This is a genomic window from Proteus sp. G2674 (assembly GCF_009915195.1).
GTDB lineage: Bacteria > Pseudomonadota > Gammaproteobacteria > Enterobacterales > Enterobacteriaceae > Proteus > Proteus mirabilis.
The window spans coordinates 202,365-223,801 of sequence record NZ_JAABLS010000038.1; the positions used below are offsets into that span (position 1 = coordinate 202,365).

Consider the following 21,437-nt stretch of genomic DNA (forward strand, 5'->3'; position numbering starts at 1 on the left):
GAGTCACGCTATGCTAATTATTGAAACAACGCTTATCTTACGCCGCGAAATTAAGCGACTAAAACAAGAAGGTAAACGCATTGCATTGGTTCCAACCATGGGCAACCTGCATCAAGGTCACCTAAAACTGATAGAAGAAGCGCGTATTCATGCTGATGTGGTTATCGCCTCTATTTTTGTTAACCCAATGCAATTCGACAGAGAAGCCGATTTAGCAAACTATCCACGAACCCTACAAGAAGATTGCGAGTTACTGCGCGATAAACATGTTGATATTGTCTTTGCCCCATCAGCGAAAGAGATGTACCCAAATGGGATGGAAAACCAAACAATTGTTGAGGTTCCAGTACTTTCTTCTGTGTTAGAAGGCGCTAGTCGCCCAGGACATTTCCGCGGTGTAACAACCGTTGTGAGTAAACTATTCAACCTTGTACAGCCTGATGTCGCGCTATTTGGTGAAAAAGATTATCAACAACTGCAGATCATAAAAAAAATGGTCAGTGATTTATGTTTTGATATCAGTATTATTCCAGTCCCTATTGTGCGTGATAAAACAGGATTGGCATTTAGCTCTCGAAATCGTTTGTTATCAGATAATGAAAAACAACAAGCCCCTGTGCTTTATCAAGCTATGCAACAGATAGCCGAGCAATTAAAATCGGGAAACCTTGATGTTAACCAACTGTTACAAACTGCCAAAGCAACCCTTGAACAGCAAGGCTTTCGTGCTGATGAATGTTTTATTTGTGATGCACAAACACTAGCACCACTTAGCGAAGAGAGCCGATGTGCCGTTATTTTAATGGCAGCTTGGTTGGGTAACACTCGTTTAATCGATAGCCAACAAGTTAGCTTAGTCTAATGAATAATTAAAAATAGGAAACACAACAATGCTACGCACCATGTTACAAGGCAAACTTCATCGCGTAAAAGTCACCCAAGCAGATCTTCACTATGAAGGCTCTTGCGCGATTGATCAGGATTTTATGGATGCCGCTGGTATTCTTGAAAATGAAGCCATTGATATTTATAACGTTGATAATGGTGAACGTTTCTCTACTTATGCCATTTGCGCAGAAAGAGGGTCTGGTATTATTTCTGTCAATGGCGCAGCCGCTCGCCGTGCTGCTGTAGGTGATCGCTTAATTATTTGCTCTTATGTTCAAATTCCAGATAGCGATGCGCGTAGCCATAAGCCCAACATTGCCTATTTTGAAGGTGACAATGAAATGAAACGCATTGCTAAAGCCGTTCCCGTTCAAGTCGCTTAATCTGCCAATTCCCCTTACAAATGGAGGTTCCCTGTTTGTGAGGGGATAATTCTGCCCTGCTAATTGTCTCGATTCAATACGCTAAAAGCGAGAGACAAAGCGCAAAAGCGTGTTTTTGCTCCCTTTTTTCTCGCATAACTTCCTGTAGCTTGTTATAAAACAGATAAATATTACCCTAACAATGCTTAGCCTAATAAAAATATGATAAACGTTGCTCTCATCGATGATCACATTGTTGTGCGTTCAGGGTTTGCACAACTGCTAATGCTAGAGCCGGATATTAATATTGTCGGTGAATACGCAAATGGCCAAGAAGCTTGGCCCTATTTATTAAATGATAATATTGATGTGGCGGTGATGGATCTCTCTATGCCTGGAGAGAGTGGCCTACAATTACAAAGTCGATTAAAACAAAAACGCCCTGATTTTCGGACAATTATTTTAAGTATTTATGATACCCCCGCATTTGTACAAAGCGCTTTAGATTCCGGTGCCCATGGCTATTTAACTAAGCGCTGTGGTCCACAAGAGCTCGTTCAAGCAGTACGTGCTGTGTATCAAGGGGGCTGTTATCTCTGTGCTGATGCCATGAAAGCACTTCGACAGACACCAGAAAAAGAAGATGCTTTACATAGTTTAACCCCTCGCGAAAGAGAGATTTTTAATCTGCTAGTACAAGGTATTAATGTTAAAGCTATCGCCGTACAACTGAATCTCAGTCATAAAACGGTGCATGTTCATCGAGCCAATATACTGGGTAAATTGAACTGTGAAACAACCATTGATTTAGTCCATTTTGCATTAAACAACCAGTTAATCACCGGAACACTCTAACATGCAAAGAGGCGCACGTTTTTTTCTTCAATCTCTCTTTTTATTGTTGACCTACTCTTTACTCTGGTTGTCACTTTGGGTGATCAGTTTTTATCTTAGTCATAATGGTCAACAAGCCGCACTTTTTTTACCTCAAGGCTTACGGCTAGCATTATTTATTTTACTTTGGCGACGTTTTTGGTTGCCGATGTTATTGGCCGAATGGGGGCTTTATTACTGGCTAACTCAACAGCAATTAATTACCCATGTAACTCTTTATCTCTCACCTTTAATCAGCTTATTAGTCGCACTAGAGGTACAACGGATCTGGTGGCGTTACCCACTTTATTGGCAACGGTTAACCTTACTTATCGCAGCGGTCGGATTTAATAGCCTATTACAAGCCTTCCTACTCAGTTTTTTTCTCACGACGTCCACCAGCGCAATATTTTTGACCTCAATAACAGGTGGTATTTTATTGGCTCCCTTTGTTTTTCTACTTTATGAATATTTACGCGAATTACAAAGTCGAGCATTAATCGCCGAAATCACCCCTGAGCCACCATTGCGTACCTCCTTATTAATGTGGGTATTTCTCTTTTGTCTTATTGGATTAAGTGCACAATTCTTTCTTACCCCAGAAATTGAACGCTTATTAGTTATTCTGGTTTTTATTCCTAATGTTTTTATGGCTTATCGTTATGGTTGGCAAGGGGGGGTATTATCCGCGTTGTTAGGTAGTTTAATGATTACCTTTGCTAGACAAGTAAATGGTGCTTTTGCCGATTTGCATGAATTAGAGATGTTTTTAACAACCCAAGCCTTAATTGGTATTTGTTTAGGTATTGCTATTAGTCGCCAGCAACAACTTGCCAATAATTTACGTCATTATCAGCTACGTTTAGAGCAAGAGTTACAAGCACGCCGAGCGTTGATGGAACAACTAGTACATACCGAAGAAGATGTTAAAAAAGCCATTGCTCGTGAATTACATGATGAAATTGGACAAAATATTACAGCTATTCAAATTCAATCAATGTTAGTAAAAAGAGGTGCAGATAACGATAAAACACGCCAGTCAGGCGAGCAAATTGAGCGATTAGCCCAACAAATACATCAATCTACCCGACAACTGCTACGCCAACTAAGGCCACCTATTTTAGAAGAGATGTCATTAGAGAAGGCACTACACCATTTAATTGATGAGTTCTCATTTCATGAAAATGGTATTCACTGTCATTTTCATTATGCTCTTGAAACAGAGCCTGAAAGCGACACCATTATTTTTACACTCTACCGACTAGTGCAAGAACTACTCAATAATATCAGCAAACACGCTAATGCCAGTGAGATCCACATTTCACTTACTCAACATCAAACACAATTACGGCTGGTTGTTCATGATAATGGTATTGGCATTTTGCCTACACAACCTAATAACGGTTTTGGGCTACGAGGTATTGAAGAGCGGATCTGCGCATTGGGGGGAGAATGGGAAGTAATTAGTCAGCTTGGTACTAAAATAATTGTTAACTTACCCACAAATTCAATAGAAAAGCGTGAAAACTAGGAATTAGTCTTAGTCATCTACAACCTTCTCTCATTCTTTTTAACTGCATTTTTCTTACATTGGCAATATCAGAGAGGATGTTATGTTAGGTAAAAATTCGGCATCAATAAATAAGACCTATGATTTTTGGCGTAAAAATTTAATGTTGTCGATGATCATTGGCTATGCCACGTTTTACCTGACTCGTAAAAGCGTCAATTTTGTGATGCCCGTTATGCAAACGGAACTGCATCTAGATAAAGGTGATATTGGCTGGATAGCCAGCCTGTTTTATCTCACTTATGGTCTATCAAAATTTCTCTCTGGTATTTTCCATGACCAATACGGCTACCGTTGGTTTATGGGCGCAGGTCTGGTAATGACAGGGGTGATGAATATTATTTTTGCCTACTGTTTATCCTTTCCTGCCTTGCTTTTAGTCTGGGCACTTAATGGTTTCTTTCAAGGATGGGGTTGGCCCCCTTGTGCAAGGTTACTCACCCATTGGTATTCACGTAATGAACGCGGTTTCTGGTGGGGATTATGGAATATCTCCATCAATCTTGGCGGGATGAGTATTCCCCTTTTAACCGCTTGGTTGGCAACCCATTTTAGTTGGCAAATAGCCTTAGTTATTCCCGGCCTAATAGGCATTGTTATGGGATTATGGCTTTGTATGCAACTAAAAGGAACACCAGCAGAAGAAGGGTTACCCACAGTAGGTGTATGGCGGCGCGACATTTTTGAATTACGTCAAGAGCAAGTATCGCCTCCGACCCCTATGTTAACCATTTTGAAAGAAAGCATCTTATTTAACCGAATGATCTGGTTACTAGGTTTTTCTTATATTTTAATTTATCTCATCCGTATGGCGATAAATGATTGGGGAAATATTTGGTTATCAGAAACCCATGGCGCTAACTTGTTAAGTGCTAATGCCATTCTTTCTCTTTTTGAGATGGGTGGATTGTTAGGCGCGTTATGTTCAGGCTGGGGCTCGGATTTATTATTCCGTGGCCAACGAGCACCAATGATATTGCTGTTTTCACTCGGGCTTTTTATCGCAGTAACAGCACTTTGGCTAATGCCAATTCATCATTATGCATTGCTTGCAGCCTGTTTTTTCAGTATCGGTTTTTTTGTGTTTGGACCACAGATGTTAATCGGACTTGCTGCCACAGAATATTGTCATAAAAACGCAGCAGGTACGGTAACAGGCTACTTGGGATTGTATGCCTATTTAGGGGCTGCAATAGCAGGTTGGCCATTAAGTCAGGTCATGGCGCATTATGGTTGGACTGGGATGTTTGTATTATTAACCAGTGCTGCGGCCTTAATGGGACTACTACTAATGCCATTACTGATCGCTGATGTCAGTAAACGTGAGCATTTAGTTGGCCCACTTTCATTTTCCGATGACGACACATTTAAAAGGTTCTGAACATGAAACTGAAAACTCTCTCTACACTTGTTGCCGCCGGCTTAGCTCTTTCTACGGTAAGTTTATCCACCAGTGCCGCGGGTCGCTTAGTGGTTTATTGCAGTGCTACAAATGCGATGTGTGAAGCTGAAACTAAAGCTTTTGCTGAAAAGTATGATGTTAAAACCACTTTTGTTCGTAATGGCTCCGGCAGTACATTAGCGAAAATAGAAGCAGAAAAACGCAATCCACAAGCTGATGTTTGGTATGGCGGAACAATGGATCCTCACTCACAAGCGGGTGAAATGGATCTGCTAGAGCCTTATGTATCCCCCAATCTTGATCAGATCATGCCACAATTTCGTGATCCGGCTAAACGCAAAGGAAACTACTCTTCTGCGGTTTATGTCGGTATTCTAGGTTTTGGTGTCAATAAAGATCGTTTAAAAGAGAAAGGTCTACCTATTCCGACCTGTTGGAAAGATTTAGTCAAACCTGAATACAAAGGTGAAATTCAAATCGCTGATCCACAAAGTTCGGGCACTGCATACACTGCATTAGCAACTTTCGATCAATTGTGGGGAACAGAGCAAGCCTTTGATTATCTGAAAAAACTAAATACCAATATCTCTCAATATACTAAATCAGGTATTGCACCAGCGCGTAACGCCGCCCGTGGTGAGGCCGCGATTGGTATCGGCTTCTTACACGACTATTCACTCGAAGTTGAAAACGGAGCACCACTAGAGCTTATCTCACCTTGTGAGGGCACAGGTTACGAAATTGGCGGTGTCAGTATCATCAAAAATGCCCGTAATATGGATAACGCTAAGTTATTTGTAGACTGGACACTCTCTAAAGAAGCACAAGAAATTAGTTGGAAAGAGGGTAAATCTTACCAAATTCTCACCAATACCACGGCTGAGTCTTCCCCGATGGCTTTGAAATTATCAGACTTAAAACTGATTAACTACGACATGGATAAATATGGCGATAGTGATGTTCGTAAAGAGCTGATAAATAAATGGGTTACCGAAGTAAAAATGGGTAAATAGCCTATCAATAGGGCGAGAGATGCTCTCGCTCTTTTTTTTTACATAATAATAATGAGCTTTACTGTCGGGGGATTTATGTCTCACACACTCACTTTGTCTGAAAAAAAGAGGTGGGATCCCATATTTTTATGGATCCTGATTGCATGGATGGCATTTATATTAATGCCTTCATGGAGCCTTGATTATGGTCTATTTGATTCTACCGCAGATGAATTACTTACCTCTTATGGCTGGAGTAACTTAAATATCAGTCTGCTCTGGTTTTTACTTCCCAGCATACTATTAATTCGTCCTTTACATCCTGTAGGGCGAGAAAATCGTATTCGCCACTATTTTGATGCAAGTTTTGCCTTTTTCTGCGCCTTTATCACTATTGTTACCGCAACGATGGAAGGTCGTGGTCTGGGTTATTCGGTTATCGTGCTATTTATTTCATTAGGAATGATAGCCAAGCATGCTTTAACACGCTTAGAGTGGTTAGGGGGTGATAGCTTTGTGATTGGCTCATTAATCACAGTTGTCGCCTTAATCGGTGTTTTTATTATCTTTCCAAGTGTCGCTATCTTTATTCCGATGTTTCAAGATAGTGCTGGCAATTTTGCCCCCTTTGAATTTATTGCCATTCTCAGCCAAGCCCATATTGTTCAGGTGATGATCAATTCAATCTTACTGTCTATCGCAGTTGGTATTGGCTGTACTTTTTTTGGTTTGATCCTCGCCATTTATACATCACGTATTGCAGTAAGATCAGCGATTATTGGTCGAGTATTTTCTATTTTACCTATTGTCACACCCCCTTTTGTTGTGGGTTTAGGTGTGACCTTGATGATGGGACGTTCAGGTTATATCACTGAATTTTTGGCAACTTATGCAGGTTTAGAAAATACCAACTGGTTATATGGCTTTACGGGAATTTGGCTTGCACAAGTACTTGCCTTTACCCCTATGTCTTTTATGATCTTAGATGGTGCAATTAAAACAATCCATCCGTCATTAGAAGAGGCTTCTTATACCCTTAGAGCTAATCGCTACCAAACATTCTTTCATGTTTTTATGCCATTACTAAAACCAGCATTAGCCAATGCCTTTTTGATCGTTATAGTGCAATCACTGGCTGATTTTAGTAACCCATTGGTGCTAGGTGGTAACTTTGACGTAATTGCCACTCAAATTTATTTCTATATCACCGGCTCTCAACTTGATTACCAAGCAGCAAGTACGTTAGGTGCTTCACTGTTGGTATTCTCATTATTAGTGTTCTGCATTCAATATATGTGGATTGGCAAACGCTCATATGTCACGGTGTCAGGTAAATCCTATCGTGGTGATGTTCAACCATTACCCACCTCCTTAGTAACCTTTGTCACTAGTGTGCTGGGTATTTGGGTTATCTTTAATATCTTACTCTATGGCAGTATTTTCTACGGTAGCTTTACGGTTAACTGGGGAGTGGATTACACCTTAACCTTTGATAACTTTATTAAATTATTTGGTCAAGGGATGAGCGACGGCGCATGGCCATCATTACTTGATACCTTACTTTATGCAGGTATCGCAGCACCTATTACCGCTATTTTAGGGCTTTTGATCGCCTATATTGTCGTGCGCCAAGATTTTAAAGGTAAAAAGAGTATCGAATTTACGACCATGCTCTGTTTTGCCGTTCCCGGTACTGTTGCGGGTGTCTCTTATATCTTGGCATTTAATGATTCGCCGTTTTACTTAACAGGAACGGCAGCCATTGTGATTATCTCAATGACCATGCGTAACGTACCGGTGGGAATACGAGCGGGTATTGCAGGATTGGGGCAAATCGATAAATCGTTGGATGAGGCGTCATTAAGTTTAAGAGCAAATTCAATGCGAACTATTTTGTATGTGCTATTGCCTTTATTACGCCCTGCGATTTTATCCGCTTTAATTTATAGTTTTGTCCGCGCGATAACCACCGTCAGTGCGATTGTATTCTTAGTCACCCCTGAAACTCGCGTTGCTACCGCTTATATTTTAAATCGTGTTGAAGATGGTGAATACGGCGTCGCAATTGCCTATGGCTCGATTTTAATCATCGTGATGTTGGCTATTATTTTCTTATTTGACTATTTGATTGGCGAAGCCCGTGTTTCACGCTCTAAAGCCAAAAATGCACAGTAATACGGAGTATAAATCATGACACAATCACATTTCGTTGAACTGAAAAATATTGTTAAGCGTTTTGGTACAAACACGGTAATTGACACGCTCAGTTTATCTATTCCTCAAGGAAAAATGGTTTCGTTATTGGGGCCATCAGGTTGCGGTAAAACGACAGTACTACGCTTAGTGGCTGGATTAGAAAAACCAACAGAAGGTAAAATTTTTATTGATGGTGAAGATGTTACTGATCGCTCAATCCAACAACGTGATATTTGTATGGTGTTTCAGTCTTACGCCCTGTTCCCTCATATGTCTTTAGGTGACAACATTGGTTATGGCTTAAAAATGTTAGGTCGCCCAAAGGCAGAGATCAAACAGCGAGTTGCAGAAGCTCTAGCGTTGGTAGATTTAGCAGGATTTGAAGATCGTTTTGTCGATCAGATTTCAGGCGGTCAGCAACAACGAGTGGCATTAGCTCGTGCTTTGATCTTAAAACCCAAAGTGCTGTTATTTGATGAGCCATTAAGTAATCTGGATGCTAACTTGCGCCGTAGCATGAGGGAGAAAATTCGTGAATTACAACAACAGTTTAATATCACCTCCCTGTATGTTACCCATGACCAAAGTGAAGCTTTTGCCGTTTCCGATATGGTGTTAGTGATGAATAAAGGCAAAATAATGCAATTAGGTTCACCACAAACTTTATATCGCCAACCGGCCTCTGAGTTTATGGCAAGTTTTATGGGAGATGCCAATCTCTTCCCTGCTACTTTAGGGGCTGATTATGTTGATATTTTTAATTATCGCTTACCTCGCCCCGAGAATTTTAACAGCAACAAAACCGAAATTAGAGTGGGTGTCAGACCTGAAGCTATTACCTTATCTCAACAAGGTGAAGCTTGTCAGCAATGTACAATAATCCATGTCGCCTATATGGGACCACAATATGAGGTGACTGTTGCATGGCAAAATCAAACATTGTTATTACAAGTGAATGCAACCCAACTTCAACCTAATGAAGGTGATAGCTATTATCTACAAATCCATCCTTATGGGATGTTTATCTTGGAATAATGGCTTTTATTTTAGTGAGTGAGGCACCCAATGGGTGCCTCTTTTTTTATCGTTATAAACTACAGCATCTTCCCCTGATGTGACATCCTGGTGTAAATACAGAAGTGATATTACAGATAAGCTTATAATCTTATCCTTTGTTTTATAAGGTTATTATTTGTTTTATTGTTATATGGTTGCTATTCCCCTTGCGCAAGATATTTTTGCATTTCATCAGTTGGCACCATACCGCCCCCCGTCGCCCATACTAAATGCGTCGCATTGTGCATTTTTTGACTATCAAGTGATAAACCTTGTAGATAGTCTTTAGCTTGAGAAACATGAATAGCCCCTGTCATTCCTGCTAAAGCGGAAGGCTCTAACTGGATCCCTTCTTCTTTGTTTAACAAGCTCAATAAGTTATATAACTCTTGATCATCAATGGTGTAATAACCATCAATCAAACGCTCCATTGCCCGTCCAACAAAGCCAGAGGCTCTACCTACCGCCAAACCATCAGCAGCAGTAATATTGTCGATACCCACTTCTTGAACAGAAATACCATCATGTAACTGGGTATAGACCCCAAGTAACATACAAGGAGAATGGGTTGGCTCAGCAAATAGACAATGTACTGCATCACCAAATGCTAGTTTTAACCCAAAAGCGACACCACCAGGCCCTCCACCTACACCACATGGCAGATAGACAAACAGAGGATGTTCACTATCGACCGGAATATTAAGCGTTTCAAATTGATGTTTTAAACGTAATCCAGCGACGGCATAACCCAAGAATAATGTTTTTGAATTTTCATCATCAATAAAGAAACAACGAGGATTTTTTTCTGCCTCTTTACGTCCTTGTTCAACCGCAATACTGTAATCTTGCTCATATTCCACAACATTAACACCATGAGCGCGTAGCTTGTCTTTTTTCCATTGACGAGCATCCGCAGACATATGAACACTAACGCTAAAGCCCAGTTTTGCACTCATAATGCCAATCGACATTCCTAAGTTACCCGTGGAGCCGACGGCAATACTGTATTGGCTAAAAAATTTGCGGAATTCATCAGAAAATAATTTTTCATAATTATCCTCTGTGGTCAGAAGCCCTGCCTCTATGGCTAATTTTTCAGCGTGAGTGAGTACTTCATAAATCCCCCCGCGCGCTTTAATTGAACCAGAAATAGGTAAGTGGCTATCCTTTTTCAAACGCAATTGTCCCTCAATAAGGGTGTTATAGCGCTTTTCTAGTGCCTCTTTCATTTGAGGGATATCCACAACGGCTGATTCGATGATCCCCTCAGTTGATGCGGTTTCTGGAAAGGCTTTCATTAAATAAGGTGCAAAACGTTGTAATCTTGCCTGTGCATCCATCACATCATTTTGCGTTAAACCTACATAAGGAAGTCCCTGGTCAGTTGAGGTAACATTGGGGTTAAACCAAACCACCTCTTTTAAATCCACTAAATCACGTACTAGTGGATAATCATTTTTTAATTTATTTATATCTATCGTGGTCATCGTCATTCTCTTTTATATGACAAAAGAAAGCATAAAAGTGCCCCCTAATGCCACAAATGAAGCAATAAAGGTCGCGATACTATAAAAACGGAAAGTTTCGCTTAATGTGGCATTACAATACTGTTTTACTAACCAAAATAGGGAGTCTGTGACAATCGTACAGCCAATAGCCCCAGAGCCAATTGCCAATGTAATAATTTCAGGGCTAATATCTGGATACATTGGCATTAATGGTGCAACGATAGCGGTCGCCCCCATCATAGCAACCGTTGCTGATCCTACTGCTGCATGCAGAATAATCGCTACTAGCCAAGCTAATAAAATAGGATGCATATCCAAATTAGAGAGGATCACCGCCAATGAATCGCTTAAACCACTCCCTTTTAAAATGCCGTTAAATGCGCCCCCTGCACCAATAATTAACAAAATATTGGCAATAGAGCTAAAACTATCTTTTGTTTTTTTCAATAGGGTACTCATGCCCATATTACGGCGAATACCTAAAATATAGTAAGCAACAAAAGCAGCAATAAACATTGCCGTAATCGGGTTACCAATAAATTGTAATGCAATATAAACCGAAGTGCCTTTTTCCATATTAAGCTCTGCGGCGGTCTTAATCAGCATCAGAACAATAGGTAATAAAACCGTAAATAATGTCGCCCCAAGTGAAGGTAAATCTTTTTCTTGACGAATTTCCATATCAGAAAATGCTTCTGGTACGGTTTTAAAAGGTAAGCGCTCACCCAATACTTTTAAGAAAAGAGGCCCGCCCACTAATGAGGCTAATAATCCAACAGCAAGACCGGCAACGATCACCGTTCCCATATCGGCCCCTAACTCATTAGTGACAAAAAGCGCTGCAGGGTGTGGAGGAACAATACAATGCACGGCCATTAATGCAGTACATAAAGGGATGGCGAGTTTTAATAATGAGGTGTTTGTTTTTTTAGCAATAGAGAATGCTAATGGAATAAGTAGCACTACCCCTACTTCAACAAACAGGGTAATACCACAAATCAGTCCCACCAATACCATAATAACATCCGGTGATAACCAACGGCATTTTTGTAAGGTGATACCGATGCGCTCCGCCGCCCCCGATATTTCCATCATTTTACCGAGAATAGTACCCAAACCAATAATGGCAGCTAAAAATCCCAGCGTTCCCCCAATCCCATTTTCAATTGCACTGACCATTTCTAATGGGTTCATTTTCATTGCCATACCGACAAAAAAACTGGCAAGTAGTAGTGCTAAAAATGGATGAAACTTAAGTTTTATTATAGTAAAAACAATGAGCAAGATACTTATAATCAGAGTACCTAGTACCCATAGTGTCGGTTCCATAGATCAATCCCTAATTTTTATTTATTGTTAAACATATTGAATATTAATCATTCGACACTTACAAATGATGAAAATAGATACTAAGATGAATTCAATTAAGCCAAATAGGTGATCAGATGCACAAATATTTATCATTTAGATTTCATCTTGGCTATCTTTCACCTTAACATTAACTTGATTATTACCTTACGTTACTAATAATAATTAAATGAGAATAAAAAATGTTTGGATCTTCTAACGTGATCTTGAGAAATAAGCGCTTATCCAGTTATCAATTAGCACGACTTCACACTTTTGAAGCAACGGGACGGCATTTATCATTCGCTTTAGCCGCAGAGGAATTGTCCTTGACGCCTAGCGCGATCAGCCATCGTATTAATACACTAGAAAAAGAGTTAGGGATAAAGCTATTTAATCGCTTTCATCGGCGTATTGAATTAACCGAAGAAGGTGAACGTATTTATTGGGCATTGAAAAAAACACTTGAAGATATTAATCAAGAAATTTTAGATATCTATAATCAAGAAATATCTGGCGTATTAACGGTGTATTCTCGCCCTTCTATTGCGCAATGTTGGCTTGTACCTCGTATTTCTGATTTTACTCAACGCTATCCTTCTATTGAATTAAACTTACTTACTGGTAATGACGATATTAATTTTCGTGGTTATGGTATCGATCTCGCTATCTATTTCGATGATAAACACCTGAAAAATCTCTATTGTGAAGATTTAATCTCAGAATCAATTATTCCTGTTTGTAGCCCTGAATATGCTGCTCGCCATGAATTAGTAGGTAATATCCATCACCTTGCTAATTGTACTTTGTTACATGATAGACAAGCTTGGAGTAATAACTCCGATTTTGATGAATGGCGCGCTTGGAGTGAATATATGGGATTAGGATTATTTCCAAATAAAAGTAATATTTGTTTTGATCGCTCTGATTTAGCTGTTATTGCTGCCGTTAATCATTCCGGTGTCGCAATGGGGCGTAAACGCTTAATTCAAAAACAACTCGCAAATAATGAATTAATAGTCCCTTTTGATAATTGTGAGTTTTTTTGTGCACAACGCTATTATCTGGTTACCCGCGATGAAAAGAGTAACGCTAAAGTACAGCTTTTTATTCAATGGCTGAAAAAACAGATCTTACAAGGGATGTGATCTGATAAAATAACAAAGAGATCGATTTAATCTAAACCGATCTCTTACTCATTAAAATGATGGTGATGAAATTAATCCGCTAAAAAGTGTTTATCTTCAAGGACAATTAATGGCTCAATATCACTGTCTTTTTTTATCACTAATGTCGGATCAGAGCGTAAGCAACAACCACCATAATGTCCATCTACCGTAAAGGTACAAACCTGAATATATCGGTTAGACACTTTTGGTAAACACCATAATTCTTGATAAATATTTTCTTGATGTTCAAATTGACCACTGGTTTCACCTAATACATTTTCTTGGTGATCAACTAAACCAATATTACTACCACAGCGCCCAGCAATAGGTTTAACCGCATAACCACTCTGCGACAAACGTGGGGTTAAAGTGAACTCAGTATCAAGTAGATAAGGATTATCTGGGAAAAGTTGCCACAAAATAGGTAATATCGCTTTATTACTTGGAATAAGTGTCCAAAGAGGTTCAAAAACCGTGATTTCAGGGCGTAAAAGAACATCAACTAAACGAACTTCTCCCGCCGGATCACCAATACGAATAGGAATAAGTGACTGTTGTTCACTCTCTTCTCTTAATTGATCTAACGCGGTTTCCCAAGCCCATGTTTTCCACACACATTCAACAATACGTTTATCACCATCAATTAACTGACCACGACTATTCCAATGCAGCTCTTTTAATCCACGCAGAATTTTGCTGCTATAACCGGCTTTAGTCAGTGCTTGTTGCATAAATCGAGCATGATAATCTTCTTCATTATCATCATCTTGAAGAATATGTACAAATGGCTTCGCATCACTGTGTTTCCATGCATCAGATAACGCATCTAATAGACGTTCACCCGGGTTATAACCTGCTTTAATGCCGCCCTGTTTGGCCCATTTTTCAATAATTAATCCGGCTTCAGTATGGCAAGATGCAGAATCAGCGTTATATTCATACACCTTGATACCGCGCTCATCCATACAAAAATCTAACCGTCCAGTGATCATTTGATGACGTCTATTTTGCCATGATAGGCGGATACGGGGCCATAACACTTCAGGGATAGCAAATAAACGCAGTAAATTATCGTCTTTCAGCACTTTTTCCGTTGCATGCAAATACATCAAATGCATTTCATTACTAGCACGTATAAGTTCATGCTCAGCACTTTCTGAAATAGTGAAATATTCATAGCTGTCTTGATTAATCGTATGACCGTGCTGTGCTAGCACATAGGCTTTTTCTAACGGATCGCTTTCATCTAGCCATTTTCCAGCAAATTGCCCCTTGTTGGCTAATTTAGCCTCATGAATAGCTAACAATTCAGGGGCAACTTTAGGTTGAGGTAAACTGTAGGCATTAGGTTCTGTTTGGATCATCCAACCTAGCAAGGTAGTATTATCAAAGGTATCTTCGATAAAATAGCCATTATCACTCACTTTAAGTGGTAACTCTCGTGTCCATTGTTGACCTCGCGGTAACCTAGTGTGGATCACATTTTGTTCTGCAATACGGATTTTATCTTCTAATACTTCGGTAATAACCGCCACATGACCGGTGACTTTAAACTCTCCCCCTTCTTGCCAAATAAGCAACGCTCCTACCGTCGGTGGCTGTTTGCTGCCATTTGCAAAAGCTTGCAAGGGTAAAATATCGTCATCAATCGTTCTCCGTAAGAAACGTAATGAGAAGATCTCATAGGCCATACCCACATCAGTAAAAACAACCCCGTAATGTAAATAGAGAAAACGGCGTGCAAATTCAACACATTGCCACTTATGCCCCATATACTCATTACCAATATAACTACGGAATGAATCATTGGCGGCATAATCTTCTTTATCTATACTGCTGTAATCTGAAGAGTAAATCGCAACACCACCTGGTGCATAACCGAGTAATGTTCCAAATGGTTCATGACGAATGATCTCTTTTACATTCATAATCTCGACCTTGACGATAATTAGGTAATGACTCTGTAATACTTATAATCACCATGTATTATAAGTAACCATCTTAACGCTATCGTCTATCTGATGTGAATGTAAATTTATCAATTTAGATAAAGTAAAAATAATCGGGTTGATTCGATGACATAAAGCTGATTGCGGATTTGACCTGACAAAAAAACTCAAAAATAGTCTGTTATAAATAATATATAACGCCTATTTTTGAGTGTAATCAGTCAAAGAGGTGTTTATCATTTGTTATTCTCCTTTCTTATTTACTCCTTCTTAATCATAAATGCGAGTCTATATAAGTAGAAAAATTGTGTTTATACAATATATAGCACTCTCTATCAAAAAAATGCCGTTTTTCATTCTGCCAAAGTAATTTTTTTTAACATAGGATAAAAAATTAATTATCAATAATAATTTTGTGACTATAAATAATTTACTCAACTAACCGATAACAAAAAGTATGAATTTGACTCATTCAAGTAGGAGAGCTTGAGCTCGTTAAAATTCAGCTTAAAAAACATTGATATTTAATGAAATATTATCAGTAGTTGATAGGAGGAAAGAGGTCACCAATGTCAAAAGTTTATCCTATTTCTCAAATTATTGGACATAAAATTCGCCAACAGCGCCAACACTTGCGCTTATCCGCTAAAGCAGTGGCTGAAAGAGTCGGCGTTAGCCAACAGCAATTTTCACGCTATGAGAATGGGCTATGTAAAATTGATGTTGATATGCTCTTCCTTATTGCTAAAGAATTAAATGTTACACCAACCGCTTTTCTTCCTTCACCGTTAAATGAAGATCCTATCGCTTCTTCCAGCGCTGTCACCCAATCTAAGCTATTTTGGAGCGCACAGAGTCAAATTTAATGATCTAATATGGAAATCAGTGATTGCTTATCTTTGTCAGATAGTTAATAAGATTTCCATCTATTCTCTTTAACACTATGATTTTACTTAGTATTAAAAAGCAAACCTATTGAGTATATTTATCTATCATTTCTTAATAACAAAATTTTTTCTTTTAAAAAAGAGTTAGTTAATCTTATTTTTATCCTTTCCCTCTTCAAATTAAACGATATTTTTCTTACATAAGTTTCTTCTATTTTTGCTATAAATCATGTTAATCTTAATAAGAATAATAACAATTATCATTCAATATATAAGGATTAAACATGAACTCTCGTTATGTGCGTGCTCTCACGTTGTTATCATTAATTCCCACTTCTGTCTTCGCTCTTGAGTATCCCGTAGGTCAACCAATCATTAAAAATGGCATGGAAATTCAAGGTGTCTATCTACAACCTATCACGATGGACACAGAGGAAGGCCATCATGCAATGAAGCACCTACCTGCTGATAAAGCTGATATCCATTTAGAAGCAGATATTCATGCTGTTGAAGATAATCCGAATGGTTTTGCTGAAGGTGATTGGATCCCTTATCTCACTGTTGAATATACCGTGACTAAATTAGATGCACCGGAGAAAAAACAGCAGGGAACTTTTATGGCCATGGTCGCCAGTGATGGTCCTCATTATGGTGAAAACCTAAAATTAGATGGCAACGGCCAATATAACGTTACCTATAAAATTTACCCGCCTTCTTACAATAAAGATGTCGTTTTTGGTCGTCATATCGACAAAGAGACGGGGGTAGCCCCTTGGTTCGAGCCTTTTGAAGTGTCATGGGATTTTAACTATAGCGGTACTGGTCGTAAAGGCAGTTACTAATTAGCTTAATTATTGATAGCCCTATGTATAGGGCTATCTCCTCTGTTTTGTTAAGTGAAATTTCAATGATTAAACATCTCTATCAATACACGCTATTACTGCTATTAATGATAGCAAGCTCTACTTTAGCCGCAGAAAAATACACCGTTGAATTAGAAATGAAAGAGGGGGAACTGATCCCTCGAGTTTTAAATGTTCCTGCTAAAACTCCTATACGGATCAAAATTCGCAATACCGGTAGTAGCCCCGTTGAATTTGAAAGCACTCAATTACGTAAAGAAAAAGTATTAGCGCCTGGGGCAAGTTCTGTCGTTGTGATTGCGCCTCTAAAACCTGGACGTTACACCTTCTTTGATGATTTTCATCTGTCTCACCCTCAAGGTGAAATCGTTGCGACTGAAAAGGCTGAATAAATATGGGACAAGTTCTATTTGTTGTTTGGCGAGAAAGTTTTGAAGCTCTGCTGGTGGTAGGGATCATTTATGCATGGATAAAACGCTCTCCTACCCCTAAACAAGGTATGAAATATCTCTGGGGGGGAGTAATAGTAGGAATACTACTCTCTATTCTTTTAGCTCTTAGCATTTATGGGGTATTTAGCTCCTTAGAAGATATCTGGCAATCTCTGTTTATGGTTATGATGGAAATCATTGCCTGCCTATTAATTGTTCAGATGGTCTATTGGATGAACAAACAAGGTAAATCACTAAAAGCCAATATCGAAAACGAATTGACACAAAAAACGCAACAACAAAGTGTCTGGGGGATTTTACTGATCATCGCCATTGCCATTGCGAGAGAAGGCAGCGAAGTGGTTGTTTTCCTATCAAGCCATATTATGGCTCTCACAGCACAAACCGCGTTGCCTTTCTTGATTGAAGTATTCATTGGCCTATTGATAGCGGGACTAACTCTATGGTTATTTTTGCTAACATCAAAAATGATTTCTTGGCGTAAATTCTTTGTTATTACCGGATTTTTACTGCTTTTCCTCGCCGTTTCCTTGCTATTAAAAGCAGTAGAAGAGATAGCTAATCTACTTATTGAAATGGATATTGAATTACCTGACTTTTTGATTTATCCACTATGGGATCTTAGCCATATTCTGGATGATTCAAGCATTTTTGGTAATTTCTTAGTTTCATTCTTTGCTTATCGCTCGCAACCCATTGGTTTAAGTGTTGTTACTTTTATTGTGTTTTGGTTGGTGGTCGCACTGTTATTTAAACAAGGGGATCGTCATGCCAAATAGTGCCCTATTGAAAGGTGACCATATTGTCATCTTGCTGTTGATATCGCTATGCTCTTTTTCTGTTTCTGCAAAAAAAATCATTCAAGGCATTACTCAAGATAGTGAAAATATTGTTGTTGCTAAAGGGGATATTCCCACTCCTGAAAAATTTACAACCAATATTCTTAACTACCGGCAGAAAGCTGTTGATCAGTTAACCTTCGTTGAAACTGCATTAAAAAATGTCATTGTTAACAGTGAAAAAAATCAACTGACTGATGCCCAACTCGCCTATCAACAAGCGCATTATCACTATGAGGTGATCCGACCGATTATTGCATTGTTTGGCGCTACTGAACGCCTATTAAATAATCGGGCTGATTTCTTTCTTGAAAGAGAAAACTCGCCCCGTTTTAGTGGATTTCATTTGGTTGAATATCAACTATTTAAATTAGAGGATATGCAATCGTCAGCCGAGTCAGCCAAGGCACTGTTAAGAGGCATTAGTGATCTAAAAAAACGCTTAGCGATTGAAGATATTCCCATTGCTAAATTAGTGCAATCTGCAGGTGATAGTTTAGAGCTGATTTTAACCGACAAATTAGCCGGCATTGAAAATCAATATGCAAAAAGTGATCTGGGTGATGGGTATGCCAATTTATACGGATCACGCTTAATTATTGAGTCGCTATCTAACCATATTCCACTTCAGGAATATCAATCACTACGCAAACAGTATGACACTATTAGCAAACTATTTTTAAAATATCAGCGAGATGAAGAACTATTTCAGCCTTTAGATACGCTTTCTGATAGTGAGAAAGCAGTGCTCTTTGCACAAATAACACAATTAGCGGAGCAAGTTGCACAATTACGTAACGTGCTCAATATTGATGTCTATTATTACTATAAAGAAGCATATGGTGAAAAATAAAACTCTATTTAAATCACTCCTCACAATCCCCGTTAACCACCATAAACGTACAACGTTAAAATGGTTAGGCGGTAGTTTACTGCTTGCCAGTATGGGCGCAAATGCCATCGAAAAAAACAAGTGTTCACCAACACTTCGTTATCAACGTGCTATTAATTACTTAGGAAAACATCAAGCTGGGGTTATCACGCCAGAACAAAAGCATGCTTCATTTATTGCACTTGATTTAACAGTAACAACCCCTGAAGAAGTAGAAAAAATTTTCCGAACCTTAACACAGCGGATTGCTTTTTTAACACAATCTCGTGAACTTAAAGAAAGTCATAATCCTCACCTTCCCCCCGCAGGATCCGGTATTTTAGGTAGCCAATTATATCCTGATGAATTAACCATCACAGTGGCGTTAGGGGATAGTTTTTTTGATAATCGGTTTGGTTTTCAAGCTCATAAACCCAAACGCCTTGAAGCAATGAAACCCTTTCCCAACGATCGCTTAGATCCTAAATGGTGTGGCGGTGATCTGTTACTTCAGCTTTGTGCCAATAGTCAAGAAAGTATCATTTATGCATTAAGAGATATTTTAAAATATCTTTCTGGACAAGTGCATGCACGATGGAAAATAGATGGTTTTCTACCTGCTCGTGATATTGATAATCAACAAACGCCAATTAATTTATTTGGTTTTAAAGATGGCACAGGTAATGCCCCTGCCACTGACACTCATTTAATGGATGATTTAGTGTGGATCACCGATAAACAAAATGAACCGCAATGGTGTTTAGGTGGTAGCTATCAAGCGGTGAGACTTATTCGTTTTGCCTTGGAATTTTGGGATAGAACACCTCTTGAAGATCAGGAGAATAACTTTGGTCGTCATCGTGCAACAGGCGCGCCGATAGGAATGAAGCAAGAAATGGACTCACCTGAATTTGCACAAGATCCTCATGGCGACAGGATACTCTTTGATTCCCATATGAGACGAGCTGAGCCCAGAACCCCCGAACGTTATAGTGCTAAACTGCGTCGCCGCAGTTATAGCTACTCATTAGGGCTAACGCCATCAGGGCAATTAGATATGGGGCTTGTCTTTGTCTCATTTCAGAATAACCTTAAAAAAGGCTTTATTGATACGCAAAAGCGTTTAAATGGCGAACCGTTAGAGCGCTATATAAAACCTTTTGGTGGGGGTTATTACTTCGTATTACCCGGTGTCACACAAGCAAGCGATATATTAGCTAAAGGACTATTTACTTAATTTTTGCTATTTTCAAATACGTTTACTTTTCCAGTAAACGTATTTGATAAAAATATTCGCAATATTAAGATAATACATGGCGAATTTTTGCTTTTAATGCATTACCTAATTCTATTTGGTTTTCAGGTTTAATAAATCCCATGGTCAATGCGGCTGCGACCATTTCACCTTTCCTATTAAATACAGGACATGCAATAGATTGAGCCCCAGGAATACCTTCAGCGGGTTGTTGGCGAATAGCAAAACCTTGTTGATGTATACTGTTTTTTTGCTGTATTGATAAATCAGCATCAATTTCTAAATGACTAAAGACTGCATAAGTCGCGCCTGCCGCACTCAATTTATGTGGAACGGGTGTATTTGGCAGAAAATCAATATCGACATGTTTAAAACTACGATTATATCTCACTAAATAGAGCTTCTTACCTTGAGCAATAACAAGTCCTGTTGACATATTATGCTCATCTCTAAATTCACAAAGTCTTTGATTAATTTCATCAACTAAAGAGAGGTTTGTGTGTGTTGCCTCAGCTAGCATTTTGACATCCTCCACGCCCTACAGGACGTGGATCCCTACTGCGTTCAGACTGATGTCTGAATCACCTCGGCGGGTTCCTGCTTCGACGGGCGGTCTGACTGCACCCTCCCTCCACAGGCAAGCACGGCATGTCCTGCCGCTAAAATGTTACGTGCCCCGTTGATATCAGCATTCGCTGTATATCCACATTCAAGGCACTCGAATTGACTTTGTGACTGGCGGTTTTCCTTTGCTGTATGACCACAGCAAGCGCACTTCTGACTGGTGTAGGCGGGTGGTATTGCCAGTACCTGACCACCTCGCCAGAGCTGCTTGTACTCAAGCTGACGGCGCATTTCATACCAGCCCTGCTCCAGTATTGCGCGGTTTAAACCCGATTTAGCTTTTACGTTCCGTCCAGGCCGTTCTGTCGTACCTTTTGCCGATTTAGACATGTTA

General features: G+C 39.3%; 20 protein-coding genes. 15 read left to right on the plus strand and 5 right to left on the minus strand.

What is annotated here, in order from left to right:
- Positions 1-10 precede the first annotated feature (10 nt).
- From panC to fbpC, 8 genes are all read left to right on the plus strand, one after another.
- Positions 11-862: a pantoate--beta-alanine ligase gene (gene panC / locus GWI58_RS15255; RefSeq protein WP_004245004.1), complete on the plus strand. Its 852-nt coding sequence runs from the start codon at positions 11-13 to the stop codon at positions 860-862.
- 28 nt (positions 863-890) lie between these two features.
- Positions 891-1,271 (plus strand): aspartate 1-decarboxylase, encoded by a 381-nt coding sequence (gene panD, locus GWI58_RS15260; RefSeq protein WP_004247282.1) that lies wholly within the window; start codon positions 891-893, stop codon positions 1,269-1,271.
- A gap of 201 nt (positions 1,272-1,472) precedes the next feature.
- Positions 1,473-2,105, plus strand: coding sequence for a response regulator transcription factor (locus tag GWI58_RS15265; protein WP_004245006.1), 633 nt, complete (start codon positions 1,473-1,475; stop codon positions 2,103-2,105).
- A 1-nt stretch (position 2,106) separates the two neighbouring features.
- Positions 2,107-3,654, plus strand: a complete 1,548-nt coding sequence (locus GWI58_RS15270) for an MASE1 domain-containing sensor histidine kinase (protein ID WP_161769318.1) — start codon at positions 2,107-2,109, stop codon at positions 3,652-3,654.
- A gap of 82 nt (positions 3,655-3,736) precedes the next feature.
- Positions 3,737-5,074, plus strand: a complete 1,338-nt coding sequence (uhpC, locus tag GWI58_RS15275; RefSeq protein WP_020945240.1) for an MFS transporter family glucose-6-phosphate receptor UhpC — start codon at positions 3,737-3,739, stop codon at positions 5,072-5,074.
- 2 nt (positions 5,075-5,076) lie between these two features.
- The gene (locus GWI58_RS15280; protein ID WP_004247279.1) at positions 5,077-6,108 is read left to right on the plus strand and encodes an ABC transporter substrate-binding protein; all 1,032 of its coding nucleotides are present in this window, start codon (positions 5,077-5,079) and stop codon (positions 6,106-6,108) included.
- A gap of 75 nt (positions 6,109-6,183) precedes the next feature.
- A complete protein-coding gene (locus tag GWI58_RS15285; protein ID WP_110229789.1) occupies positions 6,184-8,262 on the plus strand; it encodes an ABC transporter permease in 2,079 nt (692 codons plus the stop codon).
- A gap of 15 nt (positions 8,263-8,277) precedes the next feature.
- A complete protein-coding gene (gene fbpC, locus GWI58_RS15290; RefSeq protein WP_004245012.1) occupies positions 8,278-9,318 on the plus strand; it encodes a ferric ABC transporter ATP-binding protein in 1,041 nt (346 codons plus the stop codon).
- Positions 9,319-9,497: 179 nt separating this feature from the next.
- Here the strand turns inward: fbpC and GWI58_RS15295 are convergent, their stop codons facing one another.
- Both GWI58_RS15295 and dsdX read right to left on the minus strand, forming a co-directional pair.
- Positions 9,498-10,826, minus strand: a complete 1,329-nt coding sequence (locus GWI58_RS15295; protein WP_004252512.1) for a D-serine ammonia-lyase — start codon at positions 10,824-10,826, stop codon at positions 9,498-9,500.
- 12 nt (positions 10,827-10,838) lie between these two features.
- Entirely contained in the window at positions 10,839-12,176 is a 1,338-nt protein-coding gene (gene dsdX, locus GWI58_RS15300) for a D-serine transporter DsdX (RefSeq protein WP_161769319.1), read from the minus strand.
- 221 nt (positions 12,177-12,397) lie between these two features.
- On the opposite strand from dsdX, the gene dsdC reads away from it, so the two are divergent.
- The gene (gene dsdC, locus GWI58_RS15305; protein ID WP_004245015.1) at positions 12,398-13,342 is read left to right on the plus strand and encodes a DNA-binding transcriptional regulator DsdC; all 945 of its coding nucleotides are present in this window, start codon (positions 12,398-12,400) and stop codon (positions 13,340-13,342) included.
- Between the two features lie 71 nt (positions 13,343-13,413).
- On the opposite strand, the gene gss is transcribed toward dsdC, so the two are convergent.
- The gene (gene gss, locus GWI58_RS15310; protein ID WP_012367498.1) at positions 13,414-15,291 is read right to left on the minus strand and encodes a bifunctional glutathionylspermidine amidase/synthase; all 1,878 of its coding nucleotides are present in this window, start codon (positions 15,289-15,291) and stop codon (positions 13,414-13,416) included.
- A gap of 590 nt (positions 15,292-15,881) precedes the next feature.
- On the opposite strand from gss, the gene GWI58_RS15315 reads away from it, so the two are divergent.
- From GWI58_RS15315 to efeB, 6 genes are all read left to right on the plus strand, one after another.
- Entirely contained in the window at positions 15,882-16,178 is a 297-nt protein-coding gene (locus GWI58_RS15315; RefSeq protein WP_004245017.1) for a helix-turn-helix domain-containing protein, read from the plus strand.
- Positions 16,179-16,483: 305 nt separating this feature from the next.
- Positions 16,484-17,041 carry an iron transporter gene (locus tag GWI58_RS15320; RefSeq protein ID WP_104459475.1) on the plus strand — a complete coding sequence of 186 codons (558 nt, stop codon included), beginning with the start codon at positions 16,484-16,486 and terminating at the stop codon, positions 17,039-17,041.
- A 65-nt stretch (positions 17,042-17,106) separates the two neighbouring features.
- The gene (locus tag GWI58_RS15325) at positions 17,107-17,454 is read left to right on the plus strand and encodes a cupredoxin domain-containing protein (RefSeq protein ID WP_004245024.1); all 348 of its coding nucleotides are present in this window, start codon (positions 17,107-17,109) and stop codon (positions 17,452-17,454) included.
- A 2-nt stretch (positions 17,455-17,456) separates the two neighbouring features.
- Positions 17,457-18,293: an FTR1 family iron permease gene (locus GWI58_RS15330; protein WP_036908341.1), complete on the plus strand. Its 837-nt coding sequence runs from the start codon at positions 17,457-17,459 to the stop codon at positions 18,291-18,293.
- Complete coding sequence (locus GWI58_RS15335) at positions 18,283-19,206, plus strand: EfeM/EfeO family lipoprotein (RefSeq protein ID WP_004245026.1); 924 nt, start codon at positions 18,283-18,285, stop codon at positions 19,204-19,206. Before GWI58_RS15330 ends, GWI58_RS15335 begins: the two co-directional genes overlap by 11 nt.
- The gene (efeB, locus tag GWI58_RS15340; RefSeq protein WP_036932362.1) at positions 19,193-20,461 is read left to right on the plus strand and encodes an iron uptake transporter deferrochelatase/peroxidase subunit; all 1,269 of its coding nucleotides are present in this window, start codon (positions 19,193-19,195) and stop codon (positions 20,459-20,461) included. Before GWI58_RS15335 ends, efeB begins: the two co-directional genes overlap by 14 nt.
- Before the next feature lie 64 nt (positions 20,462-20,525).
- Here efeB and GWI58_RS15345 read toward each other — a convergent pair whose 3' ends face one another.
- A complete protein-coding gene (locus GWI58_RS15345) occupies positions 20,526-20,999 on the minus strand; it encodes an IclR family transcriptional regulator (RefSeq protein WP_017628287.1) in 474 nt (157 codons plus the stop codon).
- Between the two features lie 44 nt (positions 21,000-21,043).
- A partial coding sequence (locus tag GWI58_RS15350; RefSeq protein ID WP_161769320.1) for an RNA-guided endonuclease InsQ/TnpB family protein occupies positions 21,044-21,437 on the minus strand: 394 nt, incomplete at its 5' end.

Bases quoted from the DNA above. Each gene is read 5' to 3' on its own strand.
- GWI58_RS15270 (WP_161769318.1), top strand. From the start codon at position 2,107: ATGCAAAGAGGCGCACGTTTTTTTCTTCAATCTCTCTTTTTATTGTTG.
- dsdC (WP_004245015.1), top strand. From the start codon at position 12,398: ATGTTTGGATCTTCTAACGTGATCTTGAGAAATAAGCGCTTATCCAGT.
- panD (WP_004247282.1), top strand. From the start codon at position 891: ATGCTACGCACCATGTTACAAGGCAAACTTCATCGCGTAAAAGTCACC.
- uhpC (WP_020945240.1), top strand. From the start codon at position 3,737: ATGTTAGGTAAAAATTCGGCATCAATAAATAAGACCTATGATTTTTGG.
- efeB (WP_036932362.1), top strand. From the start codon at position 19,193: ATGGTGAAAAATAAAACTCTATTTAAATCACTCCTCACAATCCCCGTT.
- GWI58_RS15330 (WP_036908341.1), top strand. From the start codon at position 17,457: ATGGGACAAGTTCTATTTGTTGTTTGGCGAGAAAGTTTTGAAGCTCTG.
- panC (WP_004245004.1), top strand. From the start codon at position 11: ATGCTAATTATTGAAACAACGCTTATCTTACGCCGCGAAATTAAGCGA.
- GWI58_RS15265 (WP_004245006.1), top strand. From the start codon at position 1,473: ATGATAAACGTTGCTCTCATCGATGATCACATTGTTGTGCGTTCAGGG.
- GWI58_RS15325 (WP_004245024.1), top strand. From the start codon at position 17,107: ATGATTAAACATCTCTATCAATACACGCTATTACTGCTATTAATGATA.
- gss (WP_012367498.1), bottom strand. From the start codon at position 15,291: ATGAATGTAAAAGAGATCATTCGTCATGAACCATTTGGAACATTACTC.
- GWI58_RS15320 (WP_104459475.1), top strand. From the start codon at position 16,484: ATGAACTCTCGTTATGTGCGTGCTCTCACGTTGTTATCATTAATTCCC.
- dsdX (WP_161769319.1), bottom strand. From the start codon at position 12,176: ATGGAACCGACACTATGGGTACTAGGTACTCTGATTATAAGTATCTTG.
- GWI58_RS15315 (WP_004245017.1), top strand. From the start codon at position 15,882: ATGTCAAAAGTTTATCCTATTTCTCAAATTATTGGACATAAAATTCGC.
- GWI58_RS15280 (WP_004247279.1), top strand. From the start codon at position 5,077: ATGAAACTGAAAACTCTCTCTACACTTGTTGCCGCCGGCTTAGCTCTT.
- GWI58_RS15295 (WP_004252512.1), bottom strand. From the start codon at position 10,826: ATGACCACGATAGATATAAATAAATTAAAAAATGATTATCCACTAGTA.
- GWI58_RS15285 (WP_110229789.1), top strand. From the start codon at position 6,184: ATGTCTCACACACTCACTTTGTCTGAAAAAAAGAGGTGGGATCCCATA.
- GWI58_RS15345 (WP_017628287.1), bottom strand. From the start codon at position 20,999: ATGCTAGCTGAGGCAACACACACAAACCTCTCTTTAGTTGATGAAATT.
- GWI58_RS15335 (WP_004245026.1), top strand. From the start codon at position 18,283: ATGCCAAATAGTGCCCTATTGAAAGGTGACCATATTGTCATCTTGCTG.
- fbpC (WP_004245012.1), top strand. From the start codon at position 8,278: ATGACACAATCACATTTCGTTGAACTGAAAAATATTGTTAAGCGTTTT.